Origin of the sequence: Lonepinella sp. MS14435, from assembly GCF_042485795.1 — a bacterium.
GTDB lineage: Bacteria > Pseudomonadota > Gammaproteobacteria > Enterobacterales > Pasteurellaceae > Lonepinella.
Map to the genome: position 1 here is coordinate 1,227,160 of NZ_CP169368.1, position 14,746 is coordinate 1,241,905.

General features: G+C 37.6%; 13 protein-coding genes. 10 read left to right on the top strand and 3 right to left on the bottom strand.

Annotated features, from left to right (window positions below; all coding sequences use genetic code 11):
• Positions 1 to 111 precede the first annotated feature (111 nt).
• The gene (locus O1Q80_RS05850) at positions 112 to 582 is read right to left on the bottom strand and encodes a LexA family protein (RefSeq protein WP_386685750.1); all 471 of its coding nucleotides are present in this window, start codon (positions 580 to 582) and stop codon (positions 112 to 114) included.
• 252 nt (positions 583 to 834) lie between these two features.
• Between O1Q80_RS05850 and sstT the strand changes: the two genes are divergently transcribed.
• Complete coding sequence (gene sstT / locus O1Q80_RS05855; RefSeq protein WP_386685751.1) at positions 835 to 2,061, top strand: serine/threonine transporter SstT; 1,227 nt, start codon at positions 835 to 837, stop codon at positions 2,059 to 2,061.
• A 118-nt stretch (positions 2,062 to 2,179) separates the two neighbouring features.
• Here sstT and lysS read toward each other — a convergent pair whose 3' ends face one another.
• The gene (lysS, locus tag O1Q80_RS05860) at positions 2,180 to 3,688 is read right to left on the bottom strand and encodes a lysine--tRNA ligase (RefSeq protein ID WP_386693648.1); all 1,509 of its coding nucleotides are present in this window, start codon (positions 3,686 to 3,688) and stop codon (positions 2,180 to 2,182) included.
• Between the two features lie 26 nt (positions 3,689 to 3,714).
• Positions 3,715 to 4,813, bottom strand: a protein-coding gene (prfB, locus tag O1Q80_RS05865; protein ID WP_386693651.1) for a peptide chain release factor 2 whose coding sequence is annotated in 2 segments (ribosomal slippage) — positions 3,715 to 4,737 and positions 4,739 to 4,813 — 1,098 coding nt in all. Because the reading frame shifts where the segments join, the coding sequence is not laid out codon by codon here.
• A gap of 161 nt (positions 4,814 to 4,974) precedes the next feature.
• Here prfB and dsbC point away from each other — a divergent pair.
• From dsbC to O1Q80_RS05910, 9 genes are all read left to right on the top strand, one after another.
• Positions 4,975 to 5,667, top strand: a complete 693-nt coding sequence (gene dsbC, locus O1Q80_RS05870; protein ID WP_386693653.1) for a bifunctional protein-disulfide isomerase/oxidoreductase DsbC — start codon at positions 4,975 to 4,977, stop codon at positions 5,665 to 5,667.
• Positions 5,668 to 5,729: 62 nt separating this feature from the next.
• Positions 5,730 to 7,454, top strand: coding sequence for a single-stranded-DNA-specific exonuclease RecJ (gene recJ, locus O1Q80_RS05875; protein ID WP_386693199.1), 1,725 nt, complete (start codon positions 5,730 to 5,732; stop codon positions 7,452 to 7,454).
• A 4-nt stretch (positions 7,455 to 7,458) separates the two neighbouring features.
• Positions 7,459 to 8,160 carry a thiol:disulfide interchange protein DsbA/DsbL gene (locus O1Q80_RS05880; protein ID WP_386693654.1) on the top strand — a complete coding sequence of 234 codons (702 nt, stop codon included), beginning with the start codon at positions 7,459 to 7,461 and terminating at the stop codon, positions 8,158 to 8,160.
• On the top strand, positions 8,161 to 8,850 hold the full coding sequence (locus O1Q80_RS05885) for a 5'-methylthioadenosine/adenosylhomocysteine nucleosidase (protein ID WP_386693656.1): 690 nt from the start codon (positions 8,161 to 8,163) through the stop codon (positions 8,848 to 8,850).
• Positions 8,851 to 8,864: 14 nt separating this feature from the next.
• A complete protein-coding gene (gene metC / locus O1Q80_RS05890; protein WP_386693659.1) occupies positions 8,865 to 10,055 on the top strand; it encodes a cystathionine beta-lyase in 1,191 nt (396 codons plus the stop codon).
• 186 nt (positions 10,056 to 10,241) lie between these two features.
• Entirely contained in the window at positions 10,242 to 10,499 is a 258-nt protein-coding gene (gene ptsH, locus O1Q80_RS05895) for a phosphocarrier protein Hpr (RefSeq protein WP_386685767.1), read from the top strand.
• Positions 10,500 to 10,604: 105 nt separating this feature from the next.
• On the top strand, positions 10,605 to 12,332 hold the full coding sequence (ptsI, locus tag O1Q80_RS05900; RefSeq protein ID WP_386693661.1) for a phosphoenolpyruvate-protein phosphotransferase PtsI: 1,728 nt from the start codon (positions 10,605 to 10,607) through the stop codon (positions 12,330 to 12,332).
• 68 nt (positions 12,333 to 12,400) lie between these two features.
• Entirely contained in the window at positions 12,401 to 12,901 is a 501-nt protein-coding gene (gene crr / locus O1Q80_RS05905) for a PTS glucose transporter subunit IIA (protein WP_386685772.1), read from the top strand.
• Between the two features lie 220 nt (positions 12,902 to 13,121).
• Entirely contained in the window at positions 13,122 to 14,717 is a 1,596-nt protein-coding gene (locus O1Q80_RS05910) for an L-lactate permease (RefSeq protein WP_386685774.1), read from the top strand.
• The last annotated feature ends 29 nt before the right edge of the window (positions 14,718 to 14,746 follow it).

A 14,746-nucleotide genomic window follows, 5' to 3' on the forward strand; every position in this document is an offset into this window, starting at 1 on the left:
CTATTTGCTAGCTTGCGATAAGCTCATTGTTGTGAGCCTAGATATGAAAAGCAATAGCCACTAGATATGGAAAATCTTTAATGGCTATAGCTTTATTGTATTATAGTTGTATTATGCTGCGAATTTTATTGTATCTTTACGCGGTTTTATTTGATGAATGGTATTTGTTACCGTTCCAATAATGGGTAATTCTCCCCAATTATGGGTCTTAATATGATGAGCTTTTGAACTCAATGGAAAGAAAATAAATTCACCATTATTGTGATTTACAAATTCATACACTTCCATCTGTTGTTCAATTTCGAGAACAATTAAATCCCCCAAAGATAAACTATCATTCTTTTCTACAACTAACATATCATTTTGCTCAATTCCCCAAGCCAACATATCTGGATTAGTGACACGAATAAAACAAGTTTGCTGTGGGCGTTTAATGCAATATAAATTAAGATCGAGTTTTCGACTATAATTTTTCGTCATAGCTTGTCGATCTTCAAAATATGGAATTGGATGGTAAGAAAAATCATTGGCGATCATAGCATTTGTATTGTTGTAGTGAGCATTGTTGATAGCGTTATTCATAATAATTACCCTGTAAAAATTTAAACTTGTTTTTTTGAACAGGTGTATGTTACTGTATTTCAAAACAGTTGGTCAAGTGGAAATTTAGATTTTTTTTAATTTTTCATATAAATTTTTATAAAAAGGCGGAATCTCATATTTTTATTATTTCTTTTGAGTTAAATTTCAGCTATCTTTAATTCCCCTATTGGATCGTTAAGATCTGTGTGATTAACCCGCAAGCAAACGCTTGCATAATTTTGTGATTTACTTATGAATAGTTCACGTTTATTTTCATTATTATTCCAAGGAAGTTTAGTAAAACGAATTTCTATTGGTTTAGTTCTCGGTATTTTGCTTGCCGTGATTTCACCAGAATTGGCAGCTAAATTCGGCGTATTAGGAACAATTTTTGTTAAAGCATTGCGTGCTGTTGCACCTATTCTTGTGTTTGTATTAGTGGTTTCTGCTATTGCAAATCGTCAAGTAGGCTCAAAAAGCAATATGAAATCTATTATTTATCTTTATATTTTGGGGACATTTTTAGCTGCGGTAACAGCCGTTATTGCAAGTTTTATGTTCCCTTTAACGATCCCTTTGCGTGCTGTAGCAAATGAATTAAGCCCTCCCGGATCGATTAGTGAAGTATTAACTACCGTAGTGTTAAATATCTTCGATAATCCTATTGCGGCTTTATCAAATGCTAATTTTATTGGTATTTTAGCTTGGGCGATTGCACTAGGTTTAGTATTGCGTCATGCCTCTGAAAGTACCAAAAATGTATTTAATGATATTTCCGAAGCGGTATCTAAAATTGTGCATTTAGTTATTGGATTGGCTCCATTTGGGGTATTCGGATTAGTGACTGAAACCTTGGGTGATAAAGGCTTATCTGCTTTAGGTAACTATGTTTATTTACTTGTCGTATTATTAGGTTCAATGTTCTTCGTTGCTTTCGTGATGAATCCTATTATTGTGTATTGGAAAATTCGCCGTAACCCATATCCATTAGTATGGGAATGTGTACGAGTAAGTGGTCTAACAGCTTTCTTTACCCGTAGTTCTGCTGCGAATATACCTGTGAATATGGAATTAGCGAAACGCTTAAATCTTGATGAAGAAACCTATTCAGTATCGATTCCGTTAGGGGCGACCATTAATATGGGTGGTGCTGCTATTACTATTACCATTTTAACCTTAGCAGCAGTGAATACCTTAGGTATTCAAGTTTCTATTCCTTCGGCAATTTTGTTAAGCCTTGTTTCTGCCATTTGTGCTTGTGGTGCATCTGGTGTGGCTGGCGGTTCTTTATTATTAATTCCGTTAGCTTGTAGCTTATTTGGTATTTCTGCGGATATTGCTGCTCAAGTGATTGCAGTAGGCTTTATTATTGGTGTATTGCAAGATTCTGCCGAAACGGCATTAAATTCATCAACTGATGTACTTTTTACGGCGGCAGTGTGTCAAGCTGAAGATCTCAAAGAGCAAAAATCAGCATAATTAATGTTATTAACGTAGTTATTATAGCGTAGGTGTGTTTGTCTAAGCTAAAATAAGCGAAAAAGAACCGCACTTTGATTTATTTTAAAGTGCGGTTAAATTTTGCCTTGTTTTCAGATTATTTCTGTTTCATCGCAGGGAATAGAATTACATCACGAATTGATGCAGCGTTAGCAAATAGCATTGCCAAACGGTCAATACCTAAGCCTTCACCTGCTGTTGGTGGTAAACCGTGTTCAAGGGCAACCACGAAGTCATCATCTTTAAACATCGCTTCATCATCACCTGCATCTTTCGCTGCAACTTGGGCATCAAAGCGTTCCGCTTGATCTTCCGCATCGTTAAGTTCGGAGAAGCCATTACCAATTTCACGACCACCAATAAAGAGTTCAAAACGATCGGTCACTTCAGGATTGTCATCATTACGGCGTGCCAATGGTGAGATTTCCGCTGGGTGAGCCATTAAGAATGTTGGCTGAATTAAGTGATGTTCTGCCACTTCTTCAAAAATCGCATTAACGATAGAACCTAAGCCCCAAGATTTTTGTACTTCAATACCCAGTTTTTTGGCAACAGCTTTAGCACGATCGAGATCATAAAGATCGTCTTTTACAATGCCTTTATCTGCACCGTATTTAAGCACTGCATCGTGCATGGTAATACGCTCAAATGGCTTGCCGAAATCAAATTCGTATTCGCCGTAAGGCACAATCGTCGTACCCAGAATATCAAGGGCTAATTTGCGTAGCAATTCTTCGGTGTTATCCATTAAATCGTGGTAATCCGCATAGGCTTGATAATATTCTATCATGGTAAATTCAGGATTATGGCGTACGGAAACGCCCTCATTACGGAAGTTACGGTTTAATTCGAATACTCGTTCAAAACCGCCCACTACTAAGCGTTTTAAATACAACTCAGGGGCAATACGCAAGTACATATCAATGTCTAAGGCATTGTGATGGGTTACAAATGGACGTGCTGCCGCACCGCCAGGGATCACTTGCAACATTGGGGTTTCCACTTCAATAAAGCCTTTACTCAGGAAAAATTCACGCATACCTGAAATGACTTTAGAACGAATAATAAACGTGCGGCGAGAATCTTCGTTCGCAATTAAATCTAAATAACGTTGACGATAGCGGATTTCTTGATCGCTCAAACCATGGAATTTATCGGGTAATGGACGTAATGCCTTGGTTAATAATTGCACTTCATGGGCTTTAACAGTTAATTCATTGGTTTTGGTTTTAAATAATGTCCCTTTTACACCGACAATATCGCCTAAATCCCAATGTCCTACATCCTCTTTGTAAACACCTTCGGGTAAATTATCACGTGATACATAAAGCTGAATTTTGCCGCTCATATCTTGCAAGGTGATAAATGTTGCTTTGCCCATTGCACGGCGAGTCATAATACGACCTGCCACGGCAACTTGAATGTCTTCCGCTTTTAATGCTTCGCCATCTGTACTATCGTGTTTATCATGTAAATCTTGTGCTAACGCATCACGGCGGAATGTGTTAGGGAACGCATTGCCTTTTGCTCGTAATGCTTTTAATTTCTCACGACGGACTGCCATTTCACCATGAAAATCCAGTTCTGTTGTTTGTTGTTCTGACATATTGGTACCTTTCTAATAATTAAAATTTATAAGCCAGCCTTTAGGCTTGCTTCAATAAAACGATCTAAATCGCCGTCAAGCACCGCTTGGGTATTGCGATTTTCCACGCCAGTGCGTAAATCTTTAATCCGACTATCATCTAATACATAGGAACGAATCTGACTGCCCCAGCCAATGTCGGATTTGCTTTCTTCCAAGGCTTGTTTATCGGCATTTTTCTTCATCATTTCCATTTCATACAGCTTGGCTTTGAGCTGTTTCATACATTGATCTTTGTTTTTGTGTTGCGAACGGTCGTTTTGACATTGCACCACAATACCGCTTGGAATATGGGTAATTCGCACCGCACTTTCGGTTTTATTCACGTGCTGACCACCTGCTCCCGAGGCACGATACACATCAATGCGTAAATCCGCTGGATTGATGTCAATATCAATATCATCATCAATTTCAGGGTAGATAAAGGCAGCTGCAAAAGAGGTATGACGGCGATTATTGCTATCAAACGGGCTTTTGCGCACTAAACGGTGAATCCCTGTTTCGGTGCGAAGCCAACCAAAGGCATATTCACCTGATACTTTAATGGTTGCTGATTTCAGACCTGCCACATCACCATCGGACACTTCCATTAATTCGGTCTTAAAGCCTTTCGATTCCGCCCAACGTAAATACATTCGTAATAGCATTTCTGTCCAGTCTTGTGCTTCTGTTCCACCTGAACCTGCTTGTAAATCTACATAGCAATCACAAGCATCATGTTGACCGCTGAACATACGTTGAAATTCAAGTTTAGCTAACTGTTGTTCTAATTCATCAAGTTCTGCAACGGCTTCATTAAAGGTTTGTTCATCTTCGCCCTCAATCGCTAATTCAAGCAAACCGTCCACGTCTTCTAAGCCTTGATCGAGTTTTTTAATGGTATTGACCACTAATTCAAGGGCAGATCGTTCTTTGCCTAAGGCTTGGGCTTTTTCAGGTTCATTCCAGACTTCAGGCTGTTCCAATTCGGCATTGACTTCTTCTAAACGTTCGACTTTGGTGGCAAAGTCAAAGATACCCCCGAAGGACGTTAGTACGCTCGGCGAGATCGGTAATTTTATTTTTTATTGGGTTAATTTCAAACATAACATGATTTCTTAAATTCTGTGAGCCGTGAATTATAGTCTATTTACCAGCAGTTGTGTAGTGTTTGGGTGAAATCCGTTATTGGTTAAATAGTTAAATTCAACGGAAAGTTATGCTAAACTAGCAAACCAGTTTTTTGATTATGATTATGGACAGTAAAAATGTACAAATTTTTCACCGCAGTTTTTCTCGCATTGTTCGCCTTTTATGCTATGGCTGATGATAAAGCGATTATTGCTAAGTTAACTAAAATGGGTATGCAACAGGTTGAAGTTAAAGATTCGCCGATTCAAGGGTTAAAAACCGCTAATACAGAAGAAGGTATTTTGTATGTGAGTGATGATGCAAAATATGTTTTGCACGGTAAATTATATGAATTAACTGATAAAGGTTCTGTAGATGTTGCAGCGAAGTCCTTGATGACTACCTTAGAAAATTATAAAAATGAAATGATTGTTTACCCTGCAAAAAATGAAAAGCATGTAGTAACCATATTTATGGATATTAGCTGTTATTATTGCCATAAATTACACGAACAGATCAAAGACTATAACGAACAAGGGATAACTGTACGTTATTTAGCTTTTCCTCGTCGTGGGGTGGCGAGTAATGATCAAACTGCTCAACAAATGGAAGCGATTTTTACTGCTCAAGATAAAGTTCAAGCGTTAAATGATGCGGAGCAAGGTAATTTACCAAAACACTTGAAAGCACCGAATATTGTGGCAAAACATTATAAATTAGGTGTGGCATTTGGAGTACAAGGTACGCCAGCAATTTTGACTGAAAATGGTGAAATTATTGGCGGTTATTTGGAACCGAAAGCATTGCTAGCTGAATTAAATAACAAGTAATAACATAGGGTGCATATCATCAATGTACCCTACAATGATTAATTAATAATAACAATATTCCCGTGAATAAAATCATTCAAAGAAGATCCATACCAATAGGTTCGCCTGTTTGTGATAACCCTTTATTAGATCGTTTATATCGTTCTCGTCATATTCAAAATTCACAACAATTAGACCGCACTTTGTCGTCTATGTTATCACCGCATTTATTATCAGGCATGCAAACTGCGGTGCAATTATTGGCAGATTCTCGAGATAAAAAAATTGTGATTGTTGGGGATTTTGATGCGGACGGTGCAACTAGTACGGCTTTAGCGGTAACGGCATTACGTCAGTTAGGCTTTACCGATGTGAATTATTTGATCCCGAACCGTTTTGAACAGGGCTATGGCTTGAGTGTATCTATTGCCGAAATGGCACTAGCACAAGGGGTTGAGGTGTTGATTACGGTGGATAACGGTATTTCTTCCTTAGAGGGCGTGGATTATTTGAAACAAAATTCGGTACGTGTAGTGATTACCGATCACCATTTGCCCGCTGAACAATTACCCAATGCAGATGCCATTGTAAACCCTAATTTAGTCGGCTGTGATTTTCCGTCTAAAGCGTTGGCTGGTGTGGGTGTAACCTTTTATGTGATGTTGGCATTACGGGCTAAATTACGTGAAATGGGCGTGTTTGATAGTCAAACCCAACCGAATTTTACCGATTTATTGGATTTGGTCGCTTTGGGAACGATTGCGGATGTGGTGCCGTTAGATCAAAATAACCGAATTTTGGCTTATCAAGGATTGTTACGTATTCGAGCCGAGCATTGTTGTTGCGGTATTCGAGCTTTGGTGGAAGTCGCAAATAAAAATATTCATCAATTAACCGCCAGTGATTTGGGTTTTTCCATTGCTCCGCGTCTGAATGCGGCGGGTCGCTTGGATAATATGTCGATTGGAGTGGAACTGTTGCTGACAGAAACCATGGAGCAGGCGAGAGCGTTAGCTTTAGAATTAGATGAATTAAACCAAACACGTAAAGAAATTGAGCAAGGCATGAAATTAGAAGCCCTAGAAATTTGCCGAAAATTGACCGCACTTAATCGTGAGCAACAATTACCATTGGGGGTAGCACTTTATCAATCAGATTGGCATCAGGGCGTATTAGGGATTGTCGCTTCTCGTATTAAAGATCAGTTTCACCGTCCGATTGTGGCATTTGCTCAAGATGGTGATGCGGTGCTGAAAGGTTCTGCTCGTTCGGTGGAGGGCTTGCATATACGAGATTTATTGGAACGTGTACATCAACGTCATCCAGAGATGATTTTAAAATTTGGTGGTCATGCTATGGCAGCAGGATTAAGTATTCGGGCGGAATTATTTGAACAATTTCAACGCAGTTTTAATGATGTGGTAACGGAGTGCTTAGGCAATGATGAACTGCAAGGCATGTTGTGGACGGACGGCGAATTATCTGCTCCATTATTAACCATTCAAACCGCAGAAATGTTAAAACAGGCAGGACCTTGGGGACAATCTTTTCCTGAACCCGTATTTGACGGCGAATTTAAAATTTTACAACAACGTTTAGTGGGCGAACGCCATTTAAAAATGTTATTAGAGCCTAAACAGGGCGGACAACTGATTGATGCCATTGCTTTTAATGTCGATACTCGTTATTATCCTGATAAGTCAATTAAACAAGCGAGATTAGTATATAAACTAGATATTAATGAATTTCGTGGTAATCGTGATATTCAATTATTAGTGGATTATATTGAACCAGTAATGTTAGTGTAACCTTATGAAATATTTATCTATATTGTTTTTGTTGTTATTGAGTAGTATGACTTGGGCGGATAATCAATCGGCACCGAGAAAAAGTGAACAACAAAATGATACAGCCGAAATAACAGTACAGGAAAATGAACGACCGTTTCAAGATGGCAAGGATTATTTTTCATACAGCACACCAGTGAATATGCAGTTAGAAAAAGGTCGGGTACTCATTCAATCTTTTTTTGATTACGATTGCCGAACCTGTGTTAATGTGCAAGATATTTTGGTGCTTTATCAAGAGCTTAATTCAGATAAAGTGAGCTATGAAGAATATCCGATTGCTACTGCAAATGCACATTATTCTGCTCAGGTGTTTTACAGCCTAAAACAAATGGAACGTGATGATGTTTCTGATTTGCTTTTGTTTGAAACCATTGATGCAACACGTTATTTAGAATTAGCTAAATTAGAAAATTTATTGACTTGGTTACAACAAAATAAAGTAGATGAAAAACAATTTGATAAGATTTTTTATGCTAATTCAACAACAAAATTAGTCAATTCTGCGATTGCTCGAACGGAAAAATATGGTGTGTTTACCTATCCCTTTGTGGTGATAAACGGTAAATATGTATTAACCATTAGCACGCTTTATAATGATGATTACACTTTTGCGGTGTTAGATTATTTAGTGAATAAATTAATCATGGAACAACAAGATAAATAAATGAAAATTGGTATTGTCGGTGCAATGGCACAAGAAGTGGAAATTCTGTTAGGGTTAATGACAGAAAAAACAGAAACCAAAGTCGCAAGTGCGGTGATTTTTGAAGGAAAAATTGCTGATAAAGCGGTAGTGTTGGTGCAATCTGGTATTGGCAAAGTGGCTGCTGCAATAGCGACAACTGCCTTGTTACAACTGGCAAAACCTGATGTAGTGATCAACACGGGATCGGCAGGTGGCGTTGCTCAGGGGTTAAAAGTTGGGGATATTGTGATTTCCACCGAAACAGCCTATCACGATGCAGATGTGACGGCATTTGGTTATGTCAAAGGGCAATTACCAGCTTGTCCGCCGACTTTTATTTCTGATGAGAAATTGACCGCACTTGCAGAAAAAATTGCTCAACAGCAGGGAAATAGCGTAAAACGTGGGCTAATTTGCTCGGGAGATAGTTTTATTGCTGGGGGCGAACCATTACAAAAAATTAAATCAGATTTCCCGCAGGTTGTTGCAGTAGAAATGGAAGCCACCGCGATTGCTCAAGTTTGCCATAGTTTTGCAGTGCCTTTTGTGGTGGTACGAGCCATTTCTGATGCAGGTGATGGGCAAGCCAGTATATCTTTTGAGGAATTTTTACCTTTAGCTGCAAAAATATCATCACAAATGGTGTTGGGCATGTTGGCTGAATTATAATTAAGGAAGATAATATGACAAAAGAATATTCATTAGCCACAAAATTAGTACATTCAGGACGAAATAAACGGGTTACGCAAGGTGCTGTGAATCCTGTTATTCAACGGGCATCTTCTCTAGTTTTTGATACTCTTGCCGATAAAAAACAAGCGACTATTAATCGTGCCAAACAGGCGTTATTTTATGGTCGTCGTGGTACATTGACCCATTTTGCTTTGCAAGATTTGATGTGTGAAATGGAAGGTGGGGCAGGTTGTTATCTTTATCCTTGTGGAGCAGCGGCTATTACCAATAGTATTTTAGCCTTTGTAAAAACTGGCGACCATATTCTGATGTCGGGAGCAGCCTATGAACCGAGTCAAGATTTTTGTCATCAAATTCTGAAAAAAATAGGGGTTGAAACGACATTTTATGATCCTATCTGCGGTGCAAAAATTGCTGATTTAATACGTCCGAATACTAGCGTGGTTTTTCTTGAAACGCCGAGTTCATTGACTATGGAAGTGCCAGATGTTCCATCTATTGTACAAGCAGTGAGATCAGTGAATCCTGATGTGGTGATTATGCTAGATAATACATGGGGCGGTGGGATTCTATTTAAAGCCCTTGAGCATGGAGTGGACATTTCTATTCAAGCGGGTACTAAATATCTTGTTGGACATTCGGATGTGATGATCGGTACTGCTGTAGCAAATGCCCGTTGTTGGGATCAGTTGCGTGAAAATTCCTATTTAATGGGACAAATGGTGGATGCTGATAGTGCTTATACGACAGCACGTGGAATTCGTTCGTTGGCAGTGCGTTTTAAACAGCACGAAGAAAGTAGTATCAAAATAGCAAAATGGTTGGCGGAACAACCTGAAGTGAAAGCAGTATATCACCCAGCCTTACCAAGTTGTTTGGGATACGAATTTTTTAAACGTGATTTTACGGGATCAGCAGGTTTATTTTCTTTTGAATTAAAGCAAAAATTAAACGCTCAACAGTTGTCTGCCTTTATGGATCATTTTGAACTATTTACCATGGCGTATTCTTGGGGTGGATTCGAAAGTTTAATTTTATATAATCAGCCTGAAGATATTGCGAAAATTCGTCCAAATATTGACCGCACTTTATCGGGAACGTTAATTCGTTTGCATATTGGTTTTGAAGCGGTGGATGAACTTATCTCAGATTTAAGAGCTGGATTGGATCGATTACAATAAAGATAAAGTTAATAATCTGTTAAGTGGTGATTATTAATTAGTCAATTTTCTGACTATTTTTGGATTTTTGTGAATTTTAACGTGATCCAATTGCATTAATCGCTTAGAATAAGGTATTAATTATTAAAATTACGTAATAATAGTGTAAGATTTCATTTAAATAAATCAAAAAAAGAGGAAACATCCATGTACTCAAAAGACGTTGAAATTACCGCTCCAAGCGGTTTACACACACGCCCAGCTGCACAATTTGTAAAAGAAGCAAAAGGGTTTGGTTCTGATATTACTGTTACTTCTGCAGGTAAAAGTGCAAGTGCGAAAAGTTTATTTAAATTGCAAACCTTAGGCTTAACCCAAGGTACAGTAATTACTATTTCTGCTGAAGGTGAAGATGAACAAGCTGCTGTAGAGCATTTAGTTGCATTAATACCTACTTTAGAATAATTTTTGTTTAGCCATATACATTTTTATCAAGGTATTTTGATAATAAAAATATAGTGTTATGGCTATAATTTCATTGTCGTTCCACTTCAGTCAAAGGGTAAATTTATGATTTCAGGAATTCCAGCCTCTCCAGGTATCGTTTTCGGTAAAGCTCTCGTTCTTAAAGAAGAAAAAATTGTGCTTGATATGCACAAAATTACAGATGAGCAAATTGATAATGAAATTGCTCGTTTTTATCAAGGACGTACCGCCGCAGTTGAGCAACTTAGTTCTATTCGTGATCGTGCATTCAAGTCGTTAGGTGAAGACAAGGCTGCAATCTTTGAAGGTCATTTAATGATTTTAGAAGATGAAGAATTAGAAGAAGAAATTATAGATTACCTGCGTTCTAATAAAGTGAACGCAGCAGTTGCTACAAGTAAAATTATCGATCAGCAAGTGACCATGTTATCTGAAATCGATGATGAATATTTAAAAGAACGTGCAGGCGATATTCGTGATATTGGTAATCGTTTGATTAAAAACATTCTAGGCATGAAAATTGTTGATTTAGGTGATATTAATGAAGAAGTGATTTTGGTTGCTTATGATTTAACTCCATCTGAAACAGCACAGTTAAATTTAGATAAAGTGTTAGGTTTTATTACCGATATTGGCGGTCGTACTTCACATACCTCAATTATGGCTCGTTCTTTGGAATTACCAGCGATTGTAGGGACAAATAATGTAACTGAATTAGTCAATACGGGTGATTTCTTAGTATTAGATGCAGTCAATAATCAAGTATTAGTCAATCCAACTCAAGCTGAAATAGATGCGTTAAAATCAGCACAAGAAAAATTAGCAGCTGAAAAAGCAGAGTTAGCTAAATTAAAAGATTTACCAGCTATGACATTAGACGGTCATCGTGTTGATGTGGTAGCAAATATTGGGACAATTCGTGATTGTGAAGGTGCCGATCGTAACGGTGCGGAAGGCGTTGGTTTGTATCGTACCGAATTCTTATTTATGGATCGTGATCAATTACCAAGTGAAGAAGAACAATTTATTGCTTATAAAGAAGTTGTTGAAGCAATGAATGGTCGTCTTGTGGTATTACGTACTATGGATATTGGTGGTGACAAAGAATTGCCATATATGAATTTACCAAAAGAAATGAATCCATTCTTAGGCTGGCGTGCGATTCGAATTGCCATGGAGCGTCGTGAAATTTTACATGCTCAATTACGTGCAGTGTTAAGAGCGTCTGCTTTTGGTAAATTGGCAATGATGTTCCCGATGATTATTTCTGTGGAAGAAATTCGTGAATTAAAATCCGTGATTGCAACGTTGAAACAAGAGCTACGCAATGAGGGTAAAGCCTTTGATGAAAATATTCAAATCGGCGTTATGGTGGAAACTCCATCAGCAGCAGTAAATGCAAAATTCTTAGCTAAAGAAGTAGATTTCTTTAGTATTGGTACGAACGACTTAACCCAATATACCTTAGCGGTTGACCGTGGTAATGAAATGATTTCTCATTTATATAACCCGATGTCGCCATCAGTATTAGGTTTAATTAAACAAGTGATCGATGCTTCACATGCCGAAAGTAAATGGACAGGAATGTGTGGTGAATTAGCAGGCGATGAACGTGCTACAATTTTATTGTTGGGTATGGGCTTAGACGAATTTAGTATGAGTGCTATTTCCGTTCCTGCTATTAAGAAAATTATTCGGAATGTCAATTATCAAGATGCTAAAGCACTAGCAGAAAAAGCATTGCAAGTGCCAACTGCGGTTGAAATTGAACAATTAGTCAACGATTTTTTGCAAGAAAATCAATTTAACTAGATACAACCCAAAAATTTTGCGTTAGAATACGCAAAATTTTTGTTCATATAGTAGGAGAGAGAATAAAAATGGGATTTTTTGATAAATTATTTGGTGCTAAAGAAAGTAAAGCTGTTGAAGTAGAAATCTATGCACCACTTTCAGGTGAAATTGTCAATATTGAAGATGTGCCAGATGTGGTTTTCTCTGAGAAAATTGTTGGTGACGGTATAGCAATTCGCCCAAATGGTAATAAAATTGTCGCACCTGTAGATGGTGTGATAGGCAAGATTTTTGAAACTAACCATGCTTTCTCAATGGAATCCAAAGAGGGAATTGAATTATTTGTTCACTTTGGTATTGATACCGTTGAATTAAAAGGTGAGGGTTTTACTCGTGTAGCAAAAGAAGGTCAAGAAGTCAAACGTGGTGACACAGTTATTGAATTTGATCTTGAATTATTAGAGCAAAAAGCAAAATCTATATTAACTCCAGTAGTTATTTCTAATATGGACGAAATCAGTAATATCAGTAAAAAAGTTGGTGATGTAGTTGCTGGTGAATCAGTTGTCCTTGTATTAAAAAAATGATTTTATAAAATCACTTTACTAAAACCCGCAGTTTAGTTGCGGGTTTTTTTGTTGTTTTTTATTCAAAATATTAAATCTCATGAGTTTTCTGAACATATAATAAACATTTAGATTACAAAAATGTAACACAGATCACAAAATTGATACTTTCCTCTATTTTTATGTTGATAATTATTTACAATAAGCGGTCTGATTTGTTATATCTTAAAGAGGTTTTTTTATGGCGTTATTTTTAAGTATTTTTCCCATTGTGCTTTTAATTTATTTAATGGTTAAACGCAATCCTGTGCCATCTTATATTGCACTTCCTATTGTTGCAGTATTAGTTTATTTAATTAAAGTCTTCTATTTTGATGCCGATTTAGTGTTGGTGAATGCCAATGTTGTATCTGGTTATCTTTCTACTTTAGTGCCAATTACCGTTATTTTTGGTGCAATCCTTTTCCACCGAACATTGGAAGATTCAGGGGCGATTAATACCTTACGAAAATGGTTAGCCAATATTAACCCAAACCCAATTGCACAATTAATGATTATCGCATGGGCATTTGCCTTTATGCTTGAGGGTGCCAGTGGCTGGGGAACACCACCAGCGATTGCTGCACCAATCTTAATTGGACTTGGTTTTAAACCATTCCGTGTGGCTTGTTTAGCGTTGGCAATGAACTCTGTACCTGTATCTTTTGGTGCGGTAGGAACACCGACATGGTTTGGTCTTTCTCCCTTAAATTTACCCGCTGAACAGATTCTTGAAATTGGTGGAATGACTGCTTTAATGCACTCTGTTGCGGCGTTGGTTATTCCGATTATAGCTTTATTATTTGTAGTAGAATGGAAAGATGTCAAACGTAACATTGTTTTCGTTTACATTAGTATTCTTTCTTGTGTTGTGCCTTATGTACTATTAGCTCAGTTTAACTATGAATTTCCATCATTAGTGGGTGGTGCAATCGGTTTATTAATTTCAATTACGGTCGCAAATTTTGGTATTGGTTTAGCTAAAACGGAAGGTGCGGAACAGGCTGCTACGGTGACTAAAGCAGAAGTATTTAAAGCCTTATCGCCGACCTTATTGTTAATTACGCTTTTGATCATTACTCGTTTACCACAGTTACCATTTAATGCCATGATTCAAGATAAAACACCATGGATTAATGCTTCATGGGGTTATCTTGGTGATTTTGCGATTACCAAAGGCTTAGTTTTCTCATTAAGCAATATTTTTGGAACAGGGGTTTCAGATAACTATCGTTTGCTTTATGTGCCAGCCTTAATTCCGTTTGGTGTTGTTTCTTTGTTGACGTTTTTCATTTATCGTTTGAGTGTCAAATCCGTACATCAAATTGCTATGCGTAGTATTAAACAAGGTATTCGACCATTTTGGGCAATGTTTGGTGCCTTGGTGATGGTAAAATTAATGACCATGGGCGGTGATAATTCCATGGTGAAAATTATCGGTACGGGCTTTGCCAGTGTAGCAGGCGAGTCTTGGACTTATTTCTCCGCCTATTTAGGGGCTATCGGTGCATTTTTCTCAGGTTCAAATACCGTATCTAACTTGACCTTTGGTGGTGTACAAATATCTACCGCAGAATTAGCAGGCTTAAATGTTTCACTTATCTTAGCCTTACAATCTGTGGGTGGTGCCATGGGGAATATGATTTGTGTGAATAACATCATTGCGGTGAGTACCATTGTGAATTTGCAAAACCAAGAAGGTGAGATCTTGAAGAAAACGGCTATTCCTATGTTAATTTATGGTGTAATTGCGGCTATCGCAGCCACTTTTATAGTGCCAATATTCTATTCAATTTAATAAAAATAATAATTTTAAGAGAGGTAAAA

What these genes read in the sequence shown, in the direction of transcription:
- O1Q80_RS05850 (WP_386685750.1), bottom strand. Translation starts at nt 582, where the DNA reads ATGAATAACGCTATCAACAATGCTCACTACAACAATACAAATGCTATG.
- ptsI (WP_386693661.1), top strand. Translation starts at nt 10,605, where the DNA reads ATGATTTCAGGAATTCCAGCCTCTCCAGGTATCGTTTTCGGTAAAGCT.
- ptsH (WP_386685767.1), top strand. Translation starts at nt 10,242, where the DNA reads ATGTACTCAAAAGACGTTGAAATTACCGCTCCAAGCGGTTTACACACA.
- crr (WP_386685772.1), top strand. Translation starts at nt 12,401, where the DNA reads ATGGGATTTTTTGATAAATTATTTGGTGCTAAAGAAAGTAAAGCTGTT.
- dsbC (WP_386693653.1), top strand. Translation starts at nt 4,975, where the DNA reads ATGTACAAATTTTTCACCGCAGTTTTTCTCGCATTGTTCGCCTTTTAT.
- sstT (WP_386685751.1), top strand. Translation starts at nt 835, where the DNA reads ATGAATAGTTCACGTTTATTTTCATTATTATTCCAAGGAAGTTTAGTA.
- O1Q80_RS05910 (WP_386685774.1), top strand. Translation starts at nt 13,122, where the DNA reads ATGGCGTTATTTTTAAGTATTTTTCCCATTGTGCTTTTAATTTATTTA.
- O1Q80_RS05880 (WP_386693654.1), top strand. Translation starts at nt 7,459, where the DNA reads ATGAAATATTTATCTATATTGTTTTTGTTGTTATTGAGTAGTATGACT.
- lysS (WP_386693648.1), bottom strand. Translation starts at nt 3,688, where the DNA reads ATGTCAGAACAACAAACAACAGAACTGGATTTTCATGGTGAAATGGCA.
- metC (WP_386693659.1), top strand. Translation starts at nt 8,865, where the DNA reads ATGACAAAAGAATATTCATTAGCCACAAAATTAGTACATTCAGGACGA.
- O1Q80_RS05885 (WP_386693656.1), top strand. Translation starts at nt 8,161, where the DNA reads ATGAAAATTGGTATTGTCGGTGCAATGGCACAAGAAGTGGAAATTCTG.